At 50.1% G+C, this 20,278-nt stretch carries 15 protein-coding genes; 13 read left to right on the forward strand and 2 right to left on the reverse strand.

Annotated features, from left to right (window positions below):
* Positions 1-215: 215 nt before the first annotated feature.
* The 12 genes from G475_RS0114420 (at position 216) to G475_RS25220 (ending at position 15,208) form a co-directional block, all read left to right on the forward strand.
* Entirely contained in the window at positions 216-1,232 is a 1,017-nt protein-coding gene (locus tag G475_RS0114420; RefSeq protein ID WP_035711288.1) for a LacI family DNA-binding transcriptional regulator, read from the forward strand.
* A gap of 120 nt (positions 1,233-1,352) precedes the next feature.
* Entirely contained in the window at positions 1,353-2,411 is a 1,059-nt protein-coding gene (locus G475_RS0114425) for a TRAP transporter substrate-binding protein (protein WP_026701888.1), read from the forward strand.
* 48 nt (positions 2,412-2,459) lie between these two features.
* Positions 2,460-2,969, forward strand: coding sequence for a TRAP transporter small permease (locus tag G475_RS0114430; RefSeq protein WP_026701889.1), 510 nt, complete (start codon positions 2,460-2,462; stop codon positions 2,967-2,969).
* On the forward strand, positions 2,970-4,250 hold the full coding sequence (locus G475_RS0114435) for a TRAP transporter large permease (protein WP_026701890.1): 1,281 nt from the start codon (positions 2,970-2,972) through the stop codon (positions 4,248-4,250).
* 29 nt (positions 4,251-4,279) lie between these two features.
* The gene (locus G475_RS0114440; protein ID WP_026701891.1) at positions 4,280-5,779 is read left to right on the forward strand and encodes a UxaA family hydrolase; all 1,500 of its coding nucleotides are present in this window, start codon (positions 4,280-4,282) and stop codon (positions 5,777-5,779) included.
* Between the two features lie 12 nt (positions 5,780-5,791).
* Positions 5,792-7,303: a tagaturonate reductase gene (locus G475_RS25210; RefSeq protein WP_051302548.1), complete on the forward strand. Its 1,512-nt coding sequence runs from the start codon at positions 5,792-5,794 to the stop codon at positions 7,301-7,303.
* Entirely contained in the window at positions 7,300-8,556 is a 1,257-nt protein-coding gene (locus G475_RS0114450) for a glucuronate isomerase (protein WP_026701892.1), read from the forward strand. The genes G475_RS25210 and G475_RS0114450 overlap by 4 nt, the downstream gene beginning before the upstream one ends.
* A complete protein-coding gene (locus G475_RS0114455; RefSeq protein ID WP_026701893.1) occupies positions 8,556-8,774 on the forward strand; it encodes a hypothetical protein in 219 nt (72 codons plus the stop codon). The genes G475_RS0114450 and G475_RS0114455 overlap by 1 nt, the downstream gene beginning before the upstream one ends.
* A gap of 312 nt (positions 8,775-9,086) precedes the next feature.
* On the forward strand, positions 9,087-9,755 hold the full coding sequence (locus G475_RS0114460) for a GntR family transcriptional regulator (protein ID WP_026701894.1): 669 nt from the start codon (positions 9,087-9,089) through the stop codon (positions 9,753-9,755).
* A gap of 28 nt (positions 9,756-9,783) precedes the next feature.
* The gene (ilvD, locus tag G475_RS0114465; protein ID WP_026701895.1) at positions 9,784-11,451 is read left to right on the forward strand and encodes a dihydroxy-acid dehydratase; all 1,668 of its coding nucleotides are present in this window, start codon (positions 9,784-9,786) and stop codon (positions 11,449-11,451) included.
* Positions 11,452-11,766: 315 nt separating this feature from the next.
* On the forward strand, positions 11,767-12,087 hold the full coding sequence (locus G475_RS26850; RefSeq protein WP_084414134.1) for a four-helix bundle copper-binding protein: 321 nt from the start codon (positions 11,767-11,769) through the stop codon (positions 12,085-12,087).
* A gap of 1,045 nt (positions 12,088-13,132) precedes the next feature.
* Positions 13,133-15,208, forward strand: coding sequence for a copper-translocating P-type ATPase (locus tag G475_RS25220; protein WP_051302552.1), 2,076 nt, complete (start codon positions 13,133-13,135; stop codon positions 15,206-15,208).
* A gap of 192 nt (positions 15,209-15,400) precedes the next feature.
* Here the strand turns inward: G475_RS25220 and G475_RS26450 are convergent, their stop codons facing one another.
* Together G475_RS26450 and G475_RS0114495 are read right to left on the reverse strand one after the other, a co-directional pair.
* Positions 15,401-17,476: a S8 family peptidase gene (locus G475_RS26450; RefSeq protein ID WP_051302555.1), complete on the reverse strand. Its 2,076-nt coding sequence runs from the start codon at positions 17,474-17,476 to the stop codon at positions 15,401-15,403.
* A gap of 405 nt (positions 17,477-17,881) precedes the next feature.
* Positions 17,882-18,928: a C40 family peptidase gene (locus G475_RS0114495; protein WP_026701897.1), complete on the reverse strand. Its 1,047-nt coding sequence runs from the start codon at positions 18,926-18,928 to the stop codon at positions 17,882-17,884.
* Between the two features lie 459 nt (positions 18,929-19,387).
* On the opposite strand from G475_RS0114495, the gene G475_RS0114500 reads away from it, so the two are divergent.
* Entirely contained in the window at positions 19,388-20,233 is an 846-nt protein-coding gene (locus G475_RS0114500; protein WP_026701898.1) for a DUF6612 family protein, read from the forward strand.
* Positions 20,234-20,278 lie beyond the last annotated feature (45 nt).

Genomic DNA, 20,278 nt, shown 5'->3' on the forward strand with positions numbered 1-20,278 from the left:
AGCCCCCTGTCTTTTCAATCGAACCTGTCTCCTGCGCACCTAAACTAATGAGTGCTGGATACGAGGACAACGGTTGAGCGGGGGCACTCCACCGTTGAGCCTGAGGCAGATTTTAAAATGCCTGTTGACTTCTTTTTTGGGATCGCTTACAATTCAGATAAATCGGTTTAGAAAAACCGGTTTAGTAAACCGGTTTAGGTAAAAGGTGAATCCAAATGAAAAACGGGAAGAAAATTACGATTTCAGATGTGGCCAAACATGCTGAGATTTCAAAGAGTACGGTATCCCAATATTTGAATAAACGTTTTGAATATATGGGGGAGGAGACCAAACAGCGCATCCGGGAAAGCATCATGGAACTGGGGTATTCTCCGAACTTTTTAGCACGAAGTTTAAAGCAGAAAAAAACATTTACGATAGGTATTATCGTTGCCAATATTTTACACGGCTTCTCGACTCATGTGATCCGGGCGGTGGAAGATGCCTGTAATGAACAGAATATTCATGTCATAGTCTGCAACACCGACGAAGATCCAAAGAAAGAACAAAAATATGTCCAAATGCTGCAGGCGAAACAGGTCGATGGGTTTATCATTTTTCCGGCGGGGGACAACGAAGCACTGTACCGGGAACTGCTGGAGCAGAATATCCCGCTGGTATTTGTAGACCGGATTATTCCGGAACTGCAGGTCAGCACAGTACTCACCGATAATGAACAGGCATCGGACATGGCGGTCTCTCATTTTGTTGAAAAAGGCCATCAGCATATAGGATTTGCCGTGCCGCCGCTGAAGCCGACGATGACACCTAGAACAGAAAGGCTTTCCGGATTTAAAAAAGCCATGCGTAAATACGGGCTTCCGCTGCAGGAAGAGTTTATCTATTCCCATGATTTAGAAACGATGCCGGCCCGGCTGAAAACAGAATTTCAGAAACAACATAAGCCGACAGCATTACTTGCAAGCAATGACTTGACCTTGATAGAAGTATTGAATTTCTGCAAGGAAGAGGGCATACGCATTCCTGAAGATTTAAGTATTATCAGCATTGATGATATGCCGCTGGCAAGTGTTTACAATCCAGCGATTACAGCCATAGACCAGCCGGCTTTTGCGATCGGTGAAAAAGCGGCTTCGCTCTTATTTGATCTCATGAACGAAGAAGAGGCGCCGCCCGCTGTACACCGATATGCCCCGGCCTTTCTGGAGAGGGATACGACAGCATCCCTCTAATGCTAAATATTGAAATCGCTTTATTGGAGAGAAGGAGGTTATATTATATTTTTTTCGCAGACTAAACCGATTTAGAAACTATAATGAAAAGGCTTACTAGAATGCAAGGGGGAGAAATAAATGCGAAAACTACTAATCTTTCTAATTTTAACAATGGTGATGGCAGTAGGAGCGGCTTGCGGGGAAAATTCACTGGAGGATGACTCGTCCGGAGAAACCACAGCAGAAGGCAATACAGAAGAAGGAGAAAGCGGAAATACAGAAGGCGATACGTATGAAATCCGCCTGGCGGAAAACCAGCCGGAGGATTACCCGACCACAGTCGGCGATGAAGCTTTTGCTGAAATGGTAGAAGAACGATCAGATGGACGTATACAGGTAGACGTATATGCCGGCGGGCAGCTGGGAGATGAAAGAAGTTCTATGGAACAGGTGCAGACCGGATCGATCGAAATGGTGAGAACAAACGCGAGTCCTCTGTCCGAGTTTTCAGACACAATCGGCGTGCTTGCCATGCCATATTTGTTTGAAAGCGAAGAAGCAAAATGGGAAGTGCTGAATTCAGAAGTCGGCGATGAGCTGCTTGATACCGTATTGGATGAAGCCAACATGCAGGGGCTGGCCTTCTATGACTCTGGCAGCCGCCATCTCTATAATTCCCAAAAGCCGGTAGAAAGTCCGGAAGATCTGGAAGGAATGCAGATACGGGTGCAGGAATCGGATTTAATGGTGACCTTAATGGAAGCGTTTGGTGCCTCACCGACCACGATGGCGTTTGAAGAAGTGTATTCCGGTCTCGAGCAGGGCGTGGTAGATGGAGCAGAAAATAATTTCCCGAGCTATTATTCGACCAACCATTATGAGGTAGCAGACTACTATACCCTGAACGCCCACTCCGGGGTGCCGGAAGTGCTGTTGATGTCAGGGGATCTCTGGAAGGAAATGAGTGAAGAAGATCAGGAACTGGTCAGACAGGCTGCCAAGGATTCTGTAGAAAAACAGCGCGAAGCCTGGGATGAACTAAGACAGGAAGCCAGAACTGCCATAGAAGACAACGGCAATGAAATCATTGAAATCGATGATACTTCGGAGTGGAGAGAAGCGGCTCAGCCCGTCTACGACGAGTATGGGGGAGAGTATCAGGAATGGATCGACCGTATTGAAGAAGCGCAGCAGTAAAGAGAAATACGAAGCAGCCGCTGCGCATAAATCGGCAGGAGGGATAACGTGAAAGTACTGAAGATCATCAGAGATTCTATCAACCGTGTTATTGAAAATATCTCTATCATTATGCTTACCCTGATGGTGCTGGTCATTACCTATCAGGTGTTCATGCGGCAGGTGTTTGAAACTTCACCCACCTGGGCGCAGGCACTGTCCTTGTTTTTATTCTTGTGGGTGGGATTTTTAGGGGTCTCCTACGGTTTCCGGGAAAAGACGCATATCAGTGTGGAAGTCTTTTATAACGTTTTTCCCTCCTCGCTGAAAAAAGCAGCGGCGCTATTCAATACGTTATTGATCATAGGGGTAGGGGTTGTGTTTACGTATTACGGCTTTCAGTTCGCTTTATCGAGCATGAGTGTAAATCTGCCCGGTTTAAACATTCCTACCGGTTATGAATATATGATTATTCCTATTGCGGGCATTCTGATGATTTTTTACGGGCTGGTCAGTCTTTTCAAAATGGAAGATGCAGCCGGGGACCAGGTCATAAATGGGGAGAAGGAGGGAAATTAAATGGACGTTATGATACTGCTGGGCAGTTTTATCTTTCTGCTCATTTTTAAAGTTCCGATCGCTCTGGCTCTCGTTGTTTCTTCCCTGGTAACCGGCTGGTATCTGGATATACCGATTCCGTCCCTGCTGGAACGGATGGCAGGCGGCCTGGACTCCTTCACGCTGCTTGCAATTCCGTTTTTCATCCTTGCCGGAGAAATCATGAATGAAGGCGGAATTTCGCGGCGTTTGATCAACCTTTCCAATTTAATTATCGGCAAGATCCGTGGCGGCCTGGCTCTTGTCAATATCACAGCGAGTACGTTTTTTGGCGGGATTAGCGGATCGGCGGTGGCTGATGTCTCTTCCGTCGGATCTGTCATGATTCCAATGATGCGTAAAAAGGGATATGATCAGGCTTATTCTGTCAGTGTGACCATTTCCAGCGCCGCCCAGGGAGTCATGCTTCCGCCAAGTCATAATATTATTATATATGCCACGGCTGCCGGAGGGCTTTCGATCAGCTCCTTATTTATGGGAGGCGTTCTGCCGGGGCTGCTTTTAGCCGGTGTTCTGTTGATTCTTTCCTATGTGATAGCCGTAAAGCGGAACTATCCCGTGAGTGAACCGATGAAAAAAGAAGACATACCAAAAGTGCTTCGGGAAGGCATTCTCGGCCTGTTAACGGCTGTGATTATTATCGGCGGTATTGTCAGCGGCATCTTCACCGCGACCGAATCTGCGGCCATCGGTGCCGTTTATGCGTTCATTATTACCTTTTTCGTCTACCGGGATGTGCCGCTTTCCCATTTCAGGATTGTGCTGCAGCGAACCTTCAAGACATTGTCCATGGTGCTGTTTTTAATCTCCGCTTCCTCCGGGTTTGGCTGGCTGCTTGCTTTTCTGCAGGTGCCGGATCTGGTGGCACAGTCCTTGATTGTCCTGTCCCCCAATGACATTGTTACGATGCTTCTTATTAACCTGATTCTTCTCGCCCTCGGTACGGTGATGGATATGGCGCCGCTGATTTTGATCGCGACTCCTATTTTTCTGCCGATCGTCATGCAGATAGGGATGGATCCTGTACACTTTGGCGTCATGTTGATTTTAAACCTGTCGATTGGACTAATCACCCCTCCGGTCGGCGCGGCCTTATTCGTGGGCTCAGCCATAGGGGAAATCCCCATGGAAAAAGTGCTGCGCACGCTGATGCCTTTTTACGCAGCAATGGTGGTTGTGTTGATGGCTGTGACATTCTGGGGAGATTTCGTCATGTGGCTTCCCGGTGTAGTCGGTAACTGAGTCTAATACGAAGAAAAGGAAGGGTATACATGAAAGAACCGATTATTAAAATTAACGAACTGGATAACGTAGCCGTGGTCATTGATGAAGCAGCCCAAGGGCAAGAACTGCGTTCCGGGGCAGCGGCGGTGACTCCGCTGGAAAACATCCCGGCCGGACACAAAGTCGCTCTCCAGCCGATCAAAGAAGGAGAGGATATACTGAAATACGGCAATCCGATCGGCCACGCAACAAGGGATATCAAGACAGGAGAATGGGTTCATTCCCATAACACCAAAACAAATCTGAGCGGCAAACTGGAGTACACCTATGAACCGAGAGAGCAGGCGGAGGCCGAGAAACCAAACGAAGAGCTGAGCTTCCAGGGCTACCGCCGCCCAAACGGGGAAGTCGGCATCCGCAATGAAATCTGGATCATTAACACCGTGGGCTGTATCAATAAGTCAGCCGAGCTGCTGGCAGACATGGCAACGAAAGAGCTGCAGGACAGTGATGAGGTGGACGGCGTTTATCATTTTCCCCACCCATTCGGCTGTTCCCAGCTCGGGGATGACCTCACCAACACGCAGCGTGTTCTTTCCAGCCTTGTGCTGCATCCGAACGCCGTCGGTGTCGTCGTCATGGGACTCGGCTGTGAAAACAACACCATTAAGTCCTTTCAGGAAATGGTAGGAGACAAGGAAAACGGAAAAGTCGTCTACCTCGGAGCCCAGGATGTGGAGGATGAAATTGAAGAAGGCCTGAATCTGATTGAGGAACTGGTCGAGTACGCCAACGGTTTCAAGCGGGAGCCGGTCCCGGTATCTGAGTTGAAAGTCGGTCTGAAATGCGGAGGTTCCGACGGTTTTTCCGGAATTACCGGCAACCCGCTTGTTGGTTCCTTCTCCAACCGCTTGATTTCCCACGGCGGCACGACCATCCTCACAGAGGTGCCGGAAATGTTTGGAGCCGAAAAATTGCTCATGAACCGGGCGGAAAGTGAAAGTGTTTTTGAAAATACTGTGAAACTCGTCAATGATTTTAAGCAGTATTTTCTTGATCATGATCAGAATGTGTACGAAAACCCGTCCCCCGGGAACAAGGACGGCGGCATTACCACGCTGGAAGAGAAATCGCTCGGCTGTGTCCAGAAGGGCGGAAACGCCACGGTCGTGGACGTACTCGAATATGCTGGACGGGTGAAGAAGAAAGGACTCAATCTGCTGCAGGGTCCGGGCAATGACTTGGTTTCAGTTACCAACCTGGCTGCCGCCGGGGCCCACATTGTCCTGTTTACTACGGGACGGGGCACCCCGTTTGGCGGCCCGGTGCCGACGGTGAAAATCTCTACCAATTCAGCGCTTGCCCAGAAGAAAAAGCGCTGGATTGATTTCAACGCCGGCGAATTTGTCGAAGGGAAGCCGCTGGAAACCCTGACGGATGAGTTTATGGACGAAATGATCGCCTGGGCTTCCGGCACGAAAGAAACCCGCAACGAAATGTATAACTTCAAGGAGATCGCCATCTTTAAAGACGGTGTCATTCTGTAAAGGAGGGCAAAGATGGAAAAATTATCGTATGAGTACCTGAAAAAAGTATCGCCGGATCAGCTCCAGGCCAACAAGGACCTGCCTGTGAAAGTGCTGCAGGTAGGCGAAGGCAATTTCATGAGAGCTTATTTTGATTGGATGATTGAGCATATGAACCGGCAGGGGCTGTTCAACGGCAGTGTTGTTGCGCTGCAGCCGACTCCGCACGGCCGCAAGCTCCCGGATCTGCAGGCTCAGGACAACGCCTACACCGTACAGCTCCGCGGTCAGCTTGATGGAAAAATCGTAGACCGCGCCGACGTGGTCACTGCCATTTCCACGTCCATCAATCCGTACGAACAGTGGGAGCAGGTGGTGGAAGCGGCGAAAGAGCCAACGCTTGAGATTCTGGCTTCCAACACGACAGAAGCAGGCTTGACGTATCAAGAAGAAGCCTGGAAACCGGAGGAATCGCCGCTGTCTTTTCCGGGAAAAGTCGCGCAGCTGCTCTATGAGCGTTTTCAAGCATTTAACGGCGATCCGGAGAAAGGACTTGTCCTGCTGCCGTGTGAACTGGTCGAGCGGAACGGGGACGTGCTGCAAGAACTGGTTCTTCGCAAAATCGACGACTGGTCACTGGGGGATGAATTCCGGCAGTGGGTGCTTGCGCACAACGAATTCTGCCAAACCCTCGTGGATCGCATTGTTACCGGGTATCCTGTTAATATTGAAGCGTTTCAGGAAAAACTCGGCTATGAAGACCGGCTCCTGACTGTGGCAGAACCGTATCACCTGTTTGTTATCGAAGGCGGTGAACGTGCCAGGCAGCTGCTGCCGCTGCAGGACGCCGGGTTAAACGTAGCGTATGCCCCAATCAAAGACTATGCTGAGCTGAAAATCCGGCTTTTAAATGCGCCGCACACGATGATGTTTGCCCTGGCCCATCTCTACGGCGTGGACACCGTGTATGAAGCTATGCAGAACGAGGATATCCGTGCCTTTATAGAGGGAGCCATGGATCATGCCATCAAGCCGGTGCTGCCGTATGACGAAAAGGAAAAGGACTCATTTGCCAAAGGCGTACTGGAGCGGTTTGAAAATCCATACCAGCGCCACATGCTGACGGATCTCGGACAGAACGCCGTGCAGAAATTCGGCACCCGCGTCCAGCCGCTCTGGACACGCTGGAAAAACGGAGAGGAAGCCAACCGTTATTTTGCCCTGGCCCTGGCATCCATCCTGGTATACTATCAACCGGAAGAAAAGGGACAGGAAAAAGTACAGGGGCAGGCCCTCGGCCGGGAAATGCCGCTGCGCGAATCTGCAGAAATGATCGATTTTATGTACAACAGCTGGCAGCAATTCCACAACGGCGATCTTTCCATTGCCGGCCTGGTGGACGCTTTCTTCGAAAAGCAGGAAGATCTGCCGCAGGACAGCAGGCAGAAAGAATGGATCGCCGGCTATGCTGCTGATCTGCTTGAACATGGCGCTGTGCAGAAACTGCAAACCTTTCACACACACATAAAGGAGGAAATCCAATGACCATCACCACCGAAAAAGCAATCCGGGAAACCGTGGAAGAGGCGATTGAGAACCAACAAATTACGGATATCCATACCCATTTATTTTCTCCCAACTTCGGGGATATTCTATTATGGGACATCGACGAACTGCTGACCTATCATTATCTGGTGGCAGAAGTGATGCGCTGGACCGACCTGGATCCGGAACTGTTTTGGAAAATGGAAAAGAAAGAACAGGCCGAGCTGATCTGGCAGAAATTATTTGTTGAACGCACCCCGGTGAGTGAAGCGGCCCGCGGCGTGCTGACCACCCTGAAAGAAATGGGCATCGATCCAAAGACGAAAAACCTGGAAACGTACCGGGCCGAGTTCGCCGGGCGCACCGCAGAATCCCAGGTCCAGGCCGTCATGGAACAGGCCAATGTGTCAAATATCGTGATGACCAACGATCCCTTTGACGAAAAAGAACGTGCCATCTGGCTGGATGGCAAAAGACCGCAGGACAACTTCCATGCCGTCCTCCGCATTGACCCGCTGCTGAATGATTTTCAAAATACAAAAGCATTGCTCCGTGAATGGGGATACGAAGTACAGGAGGATTGGAATGGAAATACAATTAAGGAAGTAAACCGGTTCCTCGAAGACTGGATTAACATCATGAACCCGCTTTACATGGCGGTCTCCCTGCCGCCAAGCTTTGCCTATCCGGAAAACAGTGACCGCGGTCGTGTTATCCGCGACTGCATCCTGCCGGTCACGAAAAAGCATAATATCCCATTTGCCCTCATGATCGGCGTGAAAAAACGGGTGAACCCGGCCCTGATTGACGCCGGCGACTTTGTCGGAAAAGCCGACATCCGGGCGCTGGAAAATCTGCTTGCCGAAAATCAGGAGAATAAATTTCTCGTCACGATGCTTTCACGCGAGAACCAGCACGAACTAGCCGTGCTCGCCCGCAAATTCCGTCATTTGATGGTCTTCGGATGCTGGTGGTTCATGAACAATCCTGTCATCGTGAACGAAGTCACCCGCATGCGCCTCGAACTGCTGAACACCAGCTTCATCCCGCAGCACTCCGACGCCCGTGTGCTCGAACAGGTCGTCTACAAATGGCGCCACACCAAAACCGTGCTCAAAGACGTCCTCACCGATAAATACGAAGACGTCCGCAGCACCGGCTGGCCCGTCACCAAAGAAGACATCGAAAAAGACATCGCCGCCATGTTCCACGAAAACTTCTGGAACTTTCTCGACAAAGACTACCGCAAATAATGGAAGAAACACGGTCCTGTTACATGAAACAGGGCCGTTTTAATATGGCATGCGGAAAAAGCGGCGGGGTGAGGAGAAAAGGAGCTGAGCCGAGGAGAAGAAACGGCGGGGTGAGGAGAAAAGAAGCTGAGATGAGGAGAAGAAATGGCGGGGCGAGGAGAAAAAGAGCTGAGCCGAAGAGAAGAAACGGCGGGTCGAGGAGAAAAAAGCTGAGATGAGGAGAAAAACCGGCGGGCCAAGGGAAAAGAGGCTGAGACAATAGAAAAAGGCATCGGACAAGTAGAAAAGAAACGGGGACAATAAGAAAAAGCCACCTCTCAAAGAGAAAAGCCGCGGACCTGAAAAAATGGACACGGACCCCTTCTCATGATCCATAATCTTTGCCTTGTTTGTAGTGAGGCGCCGCGGGAGAATAGCTGGTTCCTGCGATGACCGCTGCACCATCCTTTTTTTCTGAAAAAATAGGGTTGCAATAATAACCTATATGCGATATATTGCATATAATATATTTGTAAGAAAGGTGGTGCACTATGCCTGTTCCCAAAGATTTTGCATTACCGGCACGATTGTCAGCAAAAGAAAGAGCATTCGAGCAAATTCAAAAATGGATTATTGACGGTACACTTCAACCCGGGGAGAAAATTATGGATGCAGAGCTTGCGGAAACACTTGCTGTAAGCCGAACTCCGATCAGAGAAGCATTACAACTCTTGGAAATACAAGGACTGGTATCGATGTCTCCCGGCAAAGAAACCCGGGTGAAGCAAATTGAAAAAGACGACATTCTAACATTATATCCAACCCTGGCAGCCCTTCACGCGCTGGGAGCCGAGCACGCGGCCCAACGTATGTCGCCCGACAACATCGAACAATTGAAAAAGCTGAACATGCAGTTCGGGCAGGCGATCGAAAATGGACTTCCATTTGAAGCGATGGAAACCGATGAGCAGTTCCACAACCTGATTATAGAACTCTCTGAAAATGAATATGTTGCTTCCTTCAGCGCATCGCTGCAAATACACATCCGCAGATTTAAGTATGTGTTCTTAAAAGAAAAGTGTCACGCCACAAAGGCGTCCGTCGAAGAACATGAGGCCCTCATCACGGCTTTACAGCAGCAGGACGCAGAAGAGGCGGCCGTGAGGATGAAACAAAACATCATCCGGCCCATGCATGACCTGTATCACTTTATTCAATAAAAACGGAGGGATTCCTGTGCATCGTAAAATGAGGTCCAACGTGATCAAGGAAGGGGTAGACCGTGCGCCCCACCGCAGTTTATTACGGGCAGCCGGGGTAAAAGAGGAAGAGATGAATAAACCCTTTATCGGGATCTGTAACTCTTATATTGATATCATTCCCGGCCATATGCATCTTAATAAATTTGCAGAAGTAGTGAAAGAAGCTATTGTGGAAGCGGGAGGGATTCCGTTTGAATTTAATACCATCGGTGTGGATGATGGGATAGCCATGGGCCATATTGGCATGCGTTATTCACTGCCGAGCAGGGAAATCATTTGTGACGCAGCCGAAACAGTAATCAATGCCCATTGGTTTGATGGGGTTTTCTTTATTCCGAACTGTGATAAAATTACGCCGGGGATGCTGATGGCTGCCATGCGTACTAATGTTCCTTCCGTTTTTGTCTCCGGTGGACCAATGGAAGCAGGCCGGACAAAGGATGGGCAGAGCCTCTCCCTGGCTTCTGTATTTGAAGGAGTAGGCGCCCTCTCTTCAGGGAAAATCTCACGGGAAGAGCTGCTCGAAATCGAGCAGTCAGCCTGTCCGACCTGTGGTTCCTGCTCCGGCATGTTCACAGCCAACTCAATGAATTCACTAATGGAAATGCTGGGCCTTGCGTTACCAGGGAATGGTACACTTGTGGCAACCTCTCAGGAGCGGCACCACTTGATAAAAGATACGGCGAACTATTTAATGAATTTGATTGAAAAAGATATTAAACCGCGCGACATTGTGACCAAAGAAACCATCGACGATGCCTTTGCGCTTGATATGGCCATGGGCGGTTCGACGAATACCGTTTTACACACCCTGGCTATTGCCCATGAAGCAGAATTGGATTATGACTTAAATAGAGTGAACGAAGTGGCCGAACGCGTTCCGTATTTATGTAAAATAAGCCCCGCCTCCGATTACTCTATGGAGGATGTCCACCAAGCAGGCGGGGTCAGCTCCATCATTAAAGAGCTTTGCAGCATCGAAGGCGCTGTTCATCCAGATCGAATAACCATAACAGGGGAAAGTCTGTATGACACCGTGAAACATGCAGAAATCACAAATGATGTTGTCATCCGGAGAAAGGATAATCCGTACAGCCCGGTTGGCGGTCTCTCTATTCTATACGGCAATCTCGCTCCAGATGGCGCTGTCATCAAAGTTGGTGCTGTTGACCCCTCGATTCAGGCATTTGATGGAGAGGCCATCGTCTTTGATTCCCAGGAAGAAGCCCAAGAAGAGATCAATAAAGGGACAGTAAAAGAAGGGCATGTGGTGGTAATCCGCCACGAAGGGCCAAAAGGCGGCCCAGGGATGCCGGAAATGCTGGCACCGACGTCAGCTATTACAGGCCGGGGACTGGGCACCAAGGTCGCTCTTATCACGGACGGCCGCTTTTCAGGGGCATCCAGAGGGATTTCTATTGGCCACATCTCCCCGGAAGCAGCAGAAGGCGGCCCGATTGCGTTTGTGAAAAATGGAGATCGTGTGCGAATCGACTTAACCAACCGGTTCATCGAATGGCTCGTCAGCGAGGAAGAATACGCGAAACGGAAAGAAGGCTGGACGGAACCTGAACCAAAAGTGAAAAAGGGGTATCTTGCCCGCTATTCGAAGTTAGTCACCTCCGCGAGCACCGGCGGCGTCATGAAAATATAAGATAGGACTTTATTAAAAAAGCTGCCGGCAGAAACGGCAGCCTTTTTTATGAGAAAAATAGCTGAGACGATGAAAAAAAGCCGTCGGGTCATGAACAAAAAGGCTGGGACGATAGAAAAAGTCATTAGATAATAAGAAAAGAAACTCGGATAACGAAAAAAATCCTCCGAACGATAAGAAAACCCGTTCCTTTAATAGGTAACCCCCTCATCAATTCCATCCCCTTGAACGATCATATTTTTTAGCAGTATCATACATGAAATCGACGGAAAAAGGGTATTCCAATACCAAGAATGTAAAGAGGAGGCGGTTAGAATGACGTATGACGAATGCATACAGGCCTGCCTGGAGTGCATGGAGGCGTGCAATACCTGCTACCATGCGTGCCTGCAGGAAGAAGATGTGCAAATGATGGCGGAGTGCATCCGTCTGGATCGGGAATGCGCGGATATCTGCGGATTTGCAGCGCAGGCGATGCAGCGCAACAGTCCGTTTGCCAAGGAAATCTGCCAGGTCTGTGCCCACATCTGCCAGGCCTGCGGGGATGAGTGCGCCAAGCACGAACACGACCACTGCCAGCGCTGTGCCAAAGCATGCCACCATTGTGCCAATGTATGCCAGGACATGGCATCCTAAAGGAGAAGACCGGACTGTTCCAACCAGGAGCAGTCCTTTTTTAAATAGATAGGGAAGCTCCAAGCAGCTCGGGTTTGCAGGCTATGAGGTTCACAAAGCAAAATTTTCGAAAATAGGAAGCCTGATGTTGGGGCATTCCTCGATTCAGACAACGGAAGGTTACACGAAAAAGGAAAAGCAGCACGGGGGACATGCAGCGGCGAAAATTAAGCAGAAACGATTTCAATAACTTATAAAAGAGTCTACTTCACGCAACCGTTAACTCTGGGTTTTGGGTTGAACAGTGAGAGTAAATTCTAAAAAAAGAAGGAGCTGTATCAAAAGGTACAGCTCCTTTTCTATGTTCAAGAAAAACCACTTTGGGCAGGAGCGGAAGGCGGCGACTCCGGGCCAACAGGATGTTGGTCATACAGGCGTTGCCACATGATGTGGCGGTTTTAGCCTGTTTCCTTTTCAAGCAGCAGCCGAAGATCCCATCAAACGGAGGCTCCCACGATGGGAGTCAGATCGGCGTTGGCACAGGACGTGCCGAACTTAGCCGATCTTCCTTCAGGGATGAAGCTGAGGCGCTGCCCAGCGGCAAAGAAGACACGGCGATCCGCAGGGAGCCGATGTCGCCCTTGTGCTCTGGAGTGAAAGCATCCGCCTGCAGCGGATGCCCATGTACTTACGAAAGCCCCTGCCAATTTAAATAGACTTTTGATACAGCCCTTTCCTTATTAAGTTATCATGGAATAAATTCCTCCCCTGGATTGTCTAAGTCTCTTTCTAAATTTAGAATAATGAGATGTTTGCTAGATTTCCCTTGAGAATCCCACTCTAAAGGAATAACCTGTAGAATGAATGTAGATCTATCTGGTCTGTCATTGTTTATTATGACAGTGTGAATATCTGTAGGAGTATCGCTATTCAAGTAAAATATTAACATAAATAGTAACTAAGAATATTATTAAATATTCTTTAAAATAGAAGGGAACATTCATCGATAATCGTTTGAATACACAACCCAGGGGAAATAATGAAGACAAGAAAGGAGGCGGACATAATGGCAGAGGCAGAAGCTCACCACCACCATCACGAGCAGCACCATGGTCATGATAAACACGAGCACCACGGCCACGAGGATCATGACCACGGGGCGATGATCGATGATTTCAAACGCCGGTTTTATGTTTCGCTTGGGCTGACCATTCCTATCATGGCTCTGTCCCCGATGATTCAGGAATGGATGGGGGTAGACTGGAACTTCTCCGGCAGCCAGTACCTTCTTTTTGTCCTCGCTACCGTTGTTTTTGTATATGGCGGGAAACCATTTCTAACCGGAGCCTGGTCGGAGCTGAAGGGCCGGGAGCCGGGCATGATGACTTTAATTGCGTTTGCTATCGTGGTCGCTTACGGCTACAGTACACTGACCGTTTTCGGATTGGGAGCGTCGAATTTTTACTGGGAGCTGGCGACCTTGATTACGATTATGCTCGTCGGGCACTGGGTCGAGATGCGCTCCATCCAGGGAGCCTCCAGCGCTCTGGAGGAGTTGGTAAAATTAATGCCCTCTGAAGCCCACCGGCTGGATGAAAACGGCGATATCCATGATGCAGCGATTGAGGAGCTGGAACCGGGCGATCACGTTCTCGTCCGTCCGGGAGAAAAAATTCCCGCTGACGGTACCATTGTAAAAGGAGCCTCCACGGTCGATGAATCGATGATTACCGGGGAATCCATTCCTGTGGAAAAAACCACCGACGATACCCTCATTGCCGGAGCCATCAATAAAGAAGGCTCCCTGACGCTTTCCATTGAAAAAACCGGTTCTGATTCTTATCTCTCTCAAGTGGTGGACCTGGTCAAAAAAGCGCAGCAATCTAAGTCCCGTGCCCAGAATTTTTCCGACCGCGCGGCAAAATGGTTATTTTACATCGCCCTCGGTGCCGGGCTGCTGACTCTGATCGTCTGGCTCATCTCCGGGTTTGATTTTGCCTTCGCTCTTGAGCGGATGGTGACCGTGATGGTGATCGCCTGCCCACATGCGCTCGGCCTTGCGATCCCGCTCGTCGTTTCGGTCTCCACGTCCCTGTCCGCTCAAAAAGGCCTCTTTATCCGCAACCGCACCCAATTTGAAGAAGCACGCCGGGTGGATGCGATTCTTTTTGATAAAACCGGCACCCTCACGAAAGGCAGCTTCGGAGTAACAGATGTTGTGCTGGAAGCGGCAGAAAACGAAGAGGAGGTCCTCCGTCTTGCAGCTGCCCTGGAAAACGAATCCGAGCATCCGCTTGCGCGCGGCATTGTCGAAGCAGCCCGCGAGCGCGGTATCGACTGGCCGCAAGCCGAGTCCTTTGAAAATTTAACTGGAAAAGGACTGCAGGGGACGGTCGAGGGCCGCAGCATCCTTATAGTCAGTCCCGGTTACGCCAAGGACGAGGAGTGGAACTTTTCGGAAGAACAGTTTCAGGCCCTGGCTGACGAAGGAAAAACCGTTATTTTTGTCGCGGAAGAAAAACAGGTACTGGCGATGATAGCCCTGGCGGATCAAATCAGGGAAAGCTCTTTTGATGCGGTGAAACGGCTGAAAGAAATGGGCATTGAACCGATGATGCTCACAGGCGATAATCAGAAAGTTGCTCACTGGGTAGGGCGCCAGCTTGGCCTTGATTCCATTTATGCCGAAGTCCTGCCGGATGAAAAAGCCGCAAAAGTGAAGGAGCTGCAGCACCAGGGATACCGCACGGCCATGACCGGCGACGGTATCAATGACGCTCCGGCTCTGGCCGCCGCTGACCTTGGTATCGCGGTTGGGGCGGGGACAGACGTTGCGATGGAAACCGCCGACGTCGTCCTGGTCGAAAGCGATCCAGAAGATGTCGTCTCCATCCTCGAGCTATCGGAAGCCACCAGCCGCAAGATGAAGCAGAATCTGTGGTGGGCGGCAGGCTATAACATTATCGCCATTCCCCTGGCAGCCGGCGTGCTGTACAGTATCGGCGTTCTTATGAACCCGGCGGTCGGCGCCGTCCTCATGTCTTTAAGCACGATCATCGTCGCCATCAATGCCCGGCTACTCCGCCTGCCTGAAAGAAAAATCAGCCGGGGTGATGAGAAAATCGTCGGTGATGATGAATAAATACGCTGGGACGATAAGTAAACAGACAGTATAAGGAATAAATCATTTGGGACAAGGAATAAACGATAGTCCGTAATAAAAAATAAAGCAGATTGTCTCCGGCTTGAGCAGACTTGCAGCTAAAAAGGGAATGGGTCAGCCGCCGCATAACAAAAAGCCTGCCCTCCAAATTTTTGGAGGACAGGCTGTTCCTCATTTTTCCTGCAAATGCCCGCCCAGTTCATGGAAGATGCTGGCAAATTGAGCGCGGGACAAGGGGTCCCCGGGGCGGAAGGTACCATCGTCGTAACCGGTGACGATATGATGTTCCGCCAGGTAGGCAATCGCGCCGGCGCCGGTGGTGTCTTCCCCAACATCGCTGAAGCGATGCTCCTCCCCGACGAAGTCAAACACCCGGCCAAGCACGGCAGCCATCTGTCCGCGTGTCATGCTGTCGTTCGGACGGAAAGTACCGTCGGAAAACCCGGAAATAATGTCTTTCTCTACAGCTTCCTTAATAAATCCGGAACCGAAATACTCTTCCCCGACATCCGAGAAGGATGTATCGACAGGCTCCTCGTCCCATTCCAGCACGCGCCCGAGCATCGCGAGCGCCTGCCCGCGCCGCACGGTTTCCCCGGGGCGGAACTGGCCGTCACTGCCCTGGATGACTCCACGGCTGCTTAACTCCCGGATCGGTTCCGCGGCCCAATAATCGTCCCCGATATCTTCAAACGAGGGAGGGTCCTCTAACGCGTCAGGCCAGCTGAACGAGTCTTCTTCTACGACGACTTCTATCGTTTCACTTTTGTCTGATTCCTCTTCTTCCGAGTCAACCACCGTGACTTCATAACGGTACGTTCCCGGGGTCACATTTTCATCTTTAAACCGTCTGCCATTGTCCACCGCTTCGTAAAATCCACCGTTCCGGTAAACCCGGTGATGGCTGATGCCGTCTTCGGCCTGGTCCCAGAAAATATAAATATCGGTGGAGCCGTCTTCATTTGTTACAATTTCCGATTGCACATTAGAGGGGGGATCTTCGTCTGCCTCCTCCTCGGGCACATCGATCGGGTCGTCATCGATCGGATTCTCTTCAATATCCTCTTCCACCGGCTGTTCTGCGCCCTCCTCGTCAAAATCCTCTTTGGCATCTACTTCCGCATCTGACAAATCAGGAAGCTGCAGGAGTCCGTAACCGTACCGTTCGTCGCGGCCGTCCTCTCCCAGGTCGAGAGCTTCCTCCTGCAGCATGCTGCGGAGGGCAGGGGCCTCTTCCTCGGGATAGGCTTCTTTTAATAAGGCGAACGCCCCGGAGACAAAGGGAGTGGCCATGGAGGTGCCGCTCAACGGCCCATAGGAACTTCCTTCATATGTGCTGACGATATCCACTCCCGGAGCACTTAATTCCACGGCCTCCCCGGAGGCAGAAAAATACGCCCGTTCATTGTTGTCATCAACAGCAGCAACGGCCACTACCGAATCATAGCGTGCCGGGTATTCGACCCGGTCCGTGTCGTCTTCTCCTTCTCCGCGGTTGCCGGAAGCTGCGGCTACAATAATGCCATCCTCATAGGCTTCCTGCAGCATAGATTTCATCGAACTGGAGTCGGTCAGGGTGCCAAAGCTCATATTAATGATGTCCACGTCTTCTTCGATGGCCCATTCCATGCCGGTCAGTACCTGGGAAAGGGAGCCATTGCCCGATTCATCCAGCACTTTGACGGCAATTAAATCCGCATCGGGGGCCACGCCCATCAGCCCTGCCCTTGGCTGAGAGGCGCCAATGATGCCGGCCGTATGAGAGCCGTGCCCATTATCGTCGTCATAGGAGTCGGTATAGGAGACAGCGGAATAGCCGTCCTCTACGTCCAGAGAAGGGTGAGAAGTGCTGATGCCGGTGTCCACCACTGCTACCTCAACCCCCTCGCCTGTGACATTCTCCTCCCAGGCGTCCGGCGCCTGGACATGCTCCAGTCCCCAGTTGCGAAGCTCCTCCTCCGCCTGAATCTTCACCTCTTGATCCAGCTCCACATAAGCGACCTCCGACCGGGAAGCAAGCCGGGCCGCTTCTTTCTCTGTCATGACAGCTTCCGCAGCGTGAATTCGTTCCCACTGCTCGCCGATACGCCCCCCGGCGTTCTCAATCAATGCCGGCTCGAGGCTCTTCTCAAAACCGACCAAATATGTATCTTCCTCCGTGTCGTCCCCGGCCTCCGCCAGTCCGGCCGCAGGGAAAGAAACGAGAAGGACAGAAGCTCCCATAGTCTGCAGCGTTTGGCGCCACATGCACATCCCTACTTTCTATCTGTAATATGCCCCGCTCCCCCAATAGTAAAGGAAGATAAAGTAGATTGATAGAAGGGACATAAGATTTATAACGAACGCAGGGAAGAAAAAGTTTCACCCGCGGCGGAAAAATGATCAAAAAAAATTCCAAAAAAAGATGTTTAAAAAGAACGAGAAGCGGCAATACCTAGAACTAGAAAGACAAAGCTAAGAACAGCCCCATTACTTGGAAGTGCCTGCTTTTCTGTAACCAAAAACGCACGGAACCTATAAATAAAGGATACAGGCAATGAAGGTTTATTCCCAAATGGCCACCCCCACCATTGTTCCTTGTATGCCTGGATTCCATAAAAAAAGACCCGCCATCCCCGTGGCGGATCTCCCCAGAATTATTTCATTGTCGTTCTACTGTTCCAGTGCGTTTTCGAGGAAAACAGAGAAGTGGGCACGTGTTGTTTCCCTACCCGGTTCAAATTCTCCGGCTTCATTTCCGTTTGCAATTCCGCTTCCGGCAAGCGCCTGAATGTGCTTGGAATAGCGGTGCTCTTCCCCGACATCGGCAAAGGAGCCGTCATAGCTTGTCCCTTCCAAATCAAACGCGCGGTAGAACACAACCGCCATCTGCTGGCGTGTCATTGGCTCATTCGGCATGAAGTTTCCGTCGTCATCCCCGGTAATAAGCCCTGCTTCATTCACAGATTTAATAGCGGTCGCGTGAGTATGACCTTCTGAAACATCATTAAATCCAGTATCTTTGCCTGTCCGTTCTAAATCTAAAGCTTTCATAAGCAATGTGGCAGCTTGTCCGCGTGTAATGTTGTCCGAAGGCTTAAACGTGCTGTTTTCGTAACCGCTGATAATGCCTTCTTTTCCGAGTTTTGTGATGCTGCCGTGGGCCCAGTAATCTTCATCGACATCGTGGTACTCTCCGTCCGGAAGAGTTTCCAGGGTTTCTGACTTAACAGCCGAAGCCTGTGCGGTTTCTTCCTCTTCGGATTCGTCGGACAGCACGCGTTTGGCTCCGACATAGCGGTCGCCCCAGTAGTAAGGGTCGTTAATGCTGGAAATGCTGATTCCATTGGAAGATGAAGAATGAATGAACTGCCCGTCTCCTATGTAGATACCGTTATGTCCAATGCCGGATCCGTGGGAGAAGAAAACGAGATCCCCCTTCTGAAGATTGGACTTGGAAACCTTGCTTCCCTGTTGGTACTGGCTGGAAGCTGTTCTCGAAAGGCTGATGCCTTCCTGTTTGAATACATAACGTGTAAAACCGGAACAATCAAAGCCGCTTGGTGTTGTTCCTCCGTAACTGTACGGTGTTCCTAAATGCTTTCTCGCTTCTGCTTCTATCTGATCCCCGTTCGATGCGTCAGCCGCCCCAGGCTGCACCGCAAAAGCAGAGAGAAGCAGGACAAAGCTAAGCAATGCTGCCATACTCTTTCTGACCACAATGGCCACCCCTCTCATTATGTAATGTAAGCTTGTGTATAAATGAAGAATTTTTTTGTGTCTGATTTTGTTGTGATGGTATGTCTTGAAAACACAATTCATAGTCTAGCATGGAAAAACGGGTTCTGAGTTTACAGTTTAATAACAACTAAAAGACATAATGATACAAAAATCCCAGATATGCCTCTTCCATGGTTCGTCCAATTCTGCCTATTTTCGCGAAAAGGAAGTTCCTACCCCCGTCACCAAAGGGTGTAAAAAGTTGGATAACCTTTGTAATTTTTCTGTAACATAAATAACAATGTCACGGAATTGTCACAAAATATCCTGTAACTTTTTTGTTTTCAGGTACCAAAGTCTTACATTCCGGATGGTGTCTTCCCACCCTTTGCCTTTTCCAACCAGGCACTGTAAAATAGACGAGGAAAATCATCTAAAGAATTGTAGGAGACAGTACATATGAAAAAAATAAAAACCACGGCTGCTCTGCTTGCCGGATCGCTCCTGCTTCTGTTAAGCGCCTGCGGAGAGCGCCAGCTTCCCGAAGAGGTGTACGCGGATGCAATGGAAGAGATGGAAGCTCTCGACAGCGTGTATTTCACTCATTCCAATGTCCTGAACGCCGAACAGGAAGGAGTCAGCACGTTTACACGCGGGGCCCTGCAATATGAAGAACCGCTGCAGGGGTATCTGGAAACCAATATGAACCTGGTGGACCTGGAAAACCCGGTGGAAATGGAAGTGCGGATTGACGGAGAAGATATCGCGATCCGGGAAGACGACGAGTGGGAGCCACATGATACATCGGCGGAAGAAATCCAGACGATGCTCCGCCCGACCAAAGATCTTCAGTTTTTCCTGGAATTTGAAAACGAGTTTTTAATGAAAGAAGTGACAGATGTAGAAAACACCCCTGATTATTATGAAGTTTCCTTTAAAGGAACGGAGGAAAGACATTATTCCCTGGTGGAAAAGAAACTGGAATCGCTAGGAGTGATGCCGGAGGGCGGATTGAGTGAAGAACAGAAGAATGCAATCCAGCTGGACCGCATCGAAATGACAGCATTTATTGATAAGGAAACGAAGCTGCTGAATGGGTACGATACCCGCTTCACCTTTACGCTGCCGCTCGGCGGAGAACTCCGCTCCTTTGATGAACGAACCAATGTCCGCTATGAGAATCATAATGAAGTAACCGGCAGCCTCGAAACATTTATGGAAGAAAAAATAAAACAGATTGAGCAGGAACAGATGGAAGAACAGGAATCCGGGGACGAAGGTATGGATTCCGAAGACCCTGCATAAAAGTGGACCAGTCCGCGTAGTGTTACGAGGGCTGGTTTTTTTGTT

It is taken from the genome of Salibacterium aidingense DSM 18341 (assembly GCF_000429685.1).
Taxonomy (GTDB): Bacteria; Bacillota; Bacilli; order Bacillales; family Marinococcaceae; genus Salibacterium; species Salibacterium aidingense.

What these genes read in the sequence shown, in the direction of transcription:
- G475_RS0114435 (WP_026701890.1), top strand. Translation starts at nt 2,970, where the DNA reads ATGGACGTTATGATACTGCTGGGCAGTTTTATCTTTCTGCTCATTTTT.
- G475_RS0114460 (WP_026701894.1), top strand. Translation starts at nt 9,087, where the DNA reads ATGCCTGTTCCCAAAGATTTTGCATTACCGGCACGATTGTCAGCAAAA.
- G475_RS25210 (WP_051302548.1), top strand. Translation starts at nt 5,792, where the DNA reads ATGGAAAAATTATCGTATGAGTACCTGAAAAAAGTATCGCCGGATCAG.
- ilvD (WP_026701895.1), top strand. Translation starts at nt 9,784, where the DNA reads ATGAGGTCCAACGTGATCAAGGAAGGGGTAGACCGTGCGCCCCACCGC.
- G475_RS0114420 (WP_035711288.1), top strand. Translation starts at nt 216, where the DNA reads ATGAAAAACGGGAAGAAAATTACGATTTCAGATGTGGCCAAACATGCT.
- G475_RS0114425 (WP_026701888.1), top strand. Translation starts at nt 1,353, where the DNA reads ATGCGAAAACTACTAATCTTTCTAATTTTAACAATGGTGATGGCAGTA.
- G475_RS0114455 (WP_026701893.1), top strand. Translation starts at nt 8,556, where the DNA reads ATGGAAGAAACACGGTCCTGTTACATGAAACAGGGCCGTTTTAATATG.
- G475_RS0114440 (WP_026701891.1), top strand. Translation starts at nt 4,280, where the DNA reads ATGAAAGAACCGATTATTAAAATTAACGAACTGGATAACGTAGCCGTG.
- G475_RS26450 (WP_051302555.1), bottom strand. Translation starts at nt 17,476, where the DNA reads ATGTGGCGCCAAACGCTGCAGACTATGGGAGCTTCTGTCCTTCTCGTT.
- G475_RS26850 (WP_084414134.1), top strand. Translation starts at nt 11,767, where the DNA reads ATGACGTATGACGAATGCATACAGGCCTGCCTGGAGTGCATGGAGGCG.
- G475_RS0114450 (WP_026701892.1), top strand. Translation starts at nt 7,300, where the DNA reads ATGACCATCACCACCGAAAAAGCAATCCGGGAAACCGTGGAAGAGGCG.
- G475_RS0114500 (WP_026701898.1), top strand. Translation starts at nt 19,388, where the DNA reads ATGAAAAAAATAAAAACCACGGCTGCTCTGCTTGCCGGATCGCTCCTG.
- G475_RS25220 (WP_051302552.1), top strand. Translation starts at nt 13,133, where the DNA reads ATGGCAGAGGCAGAAGCTCACCACCACCATCACGAGCAGCACCATGGT.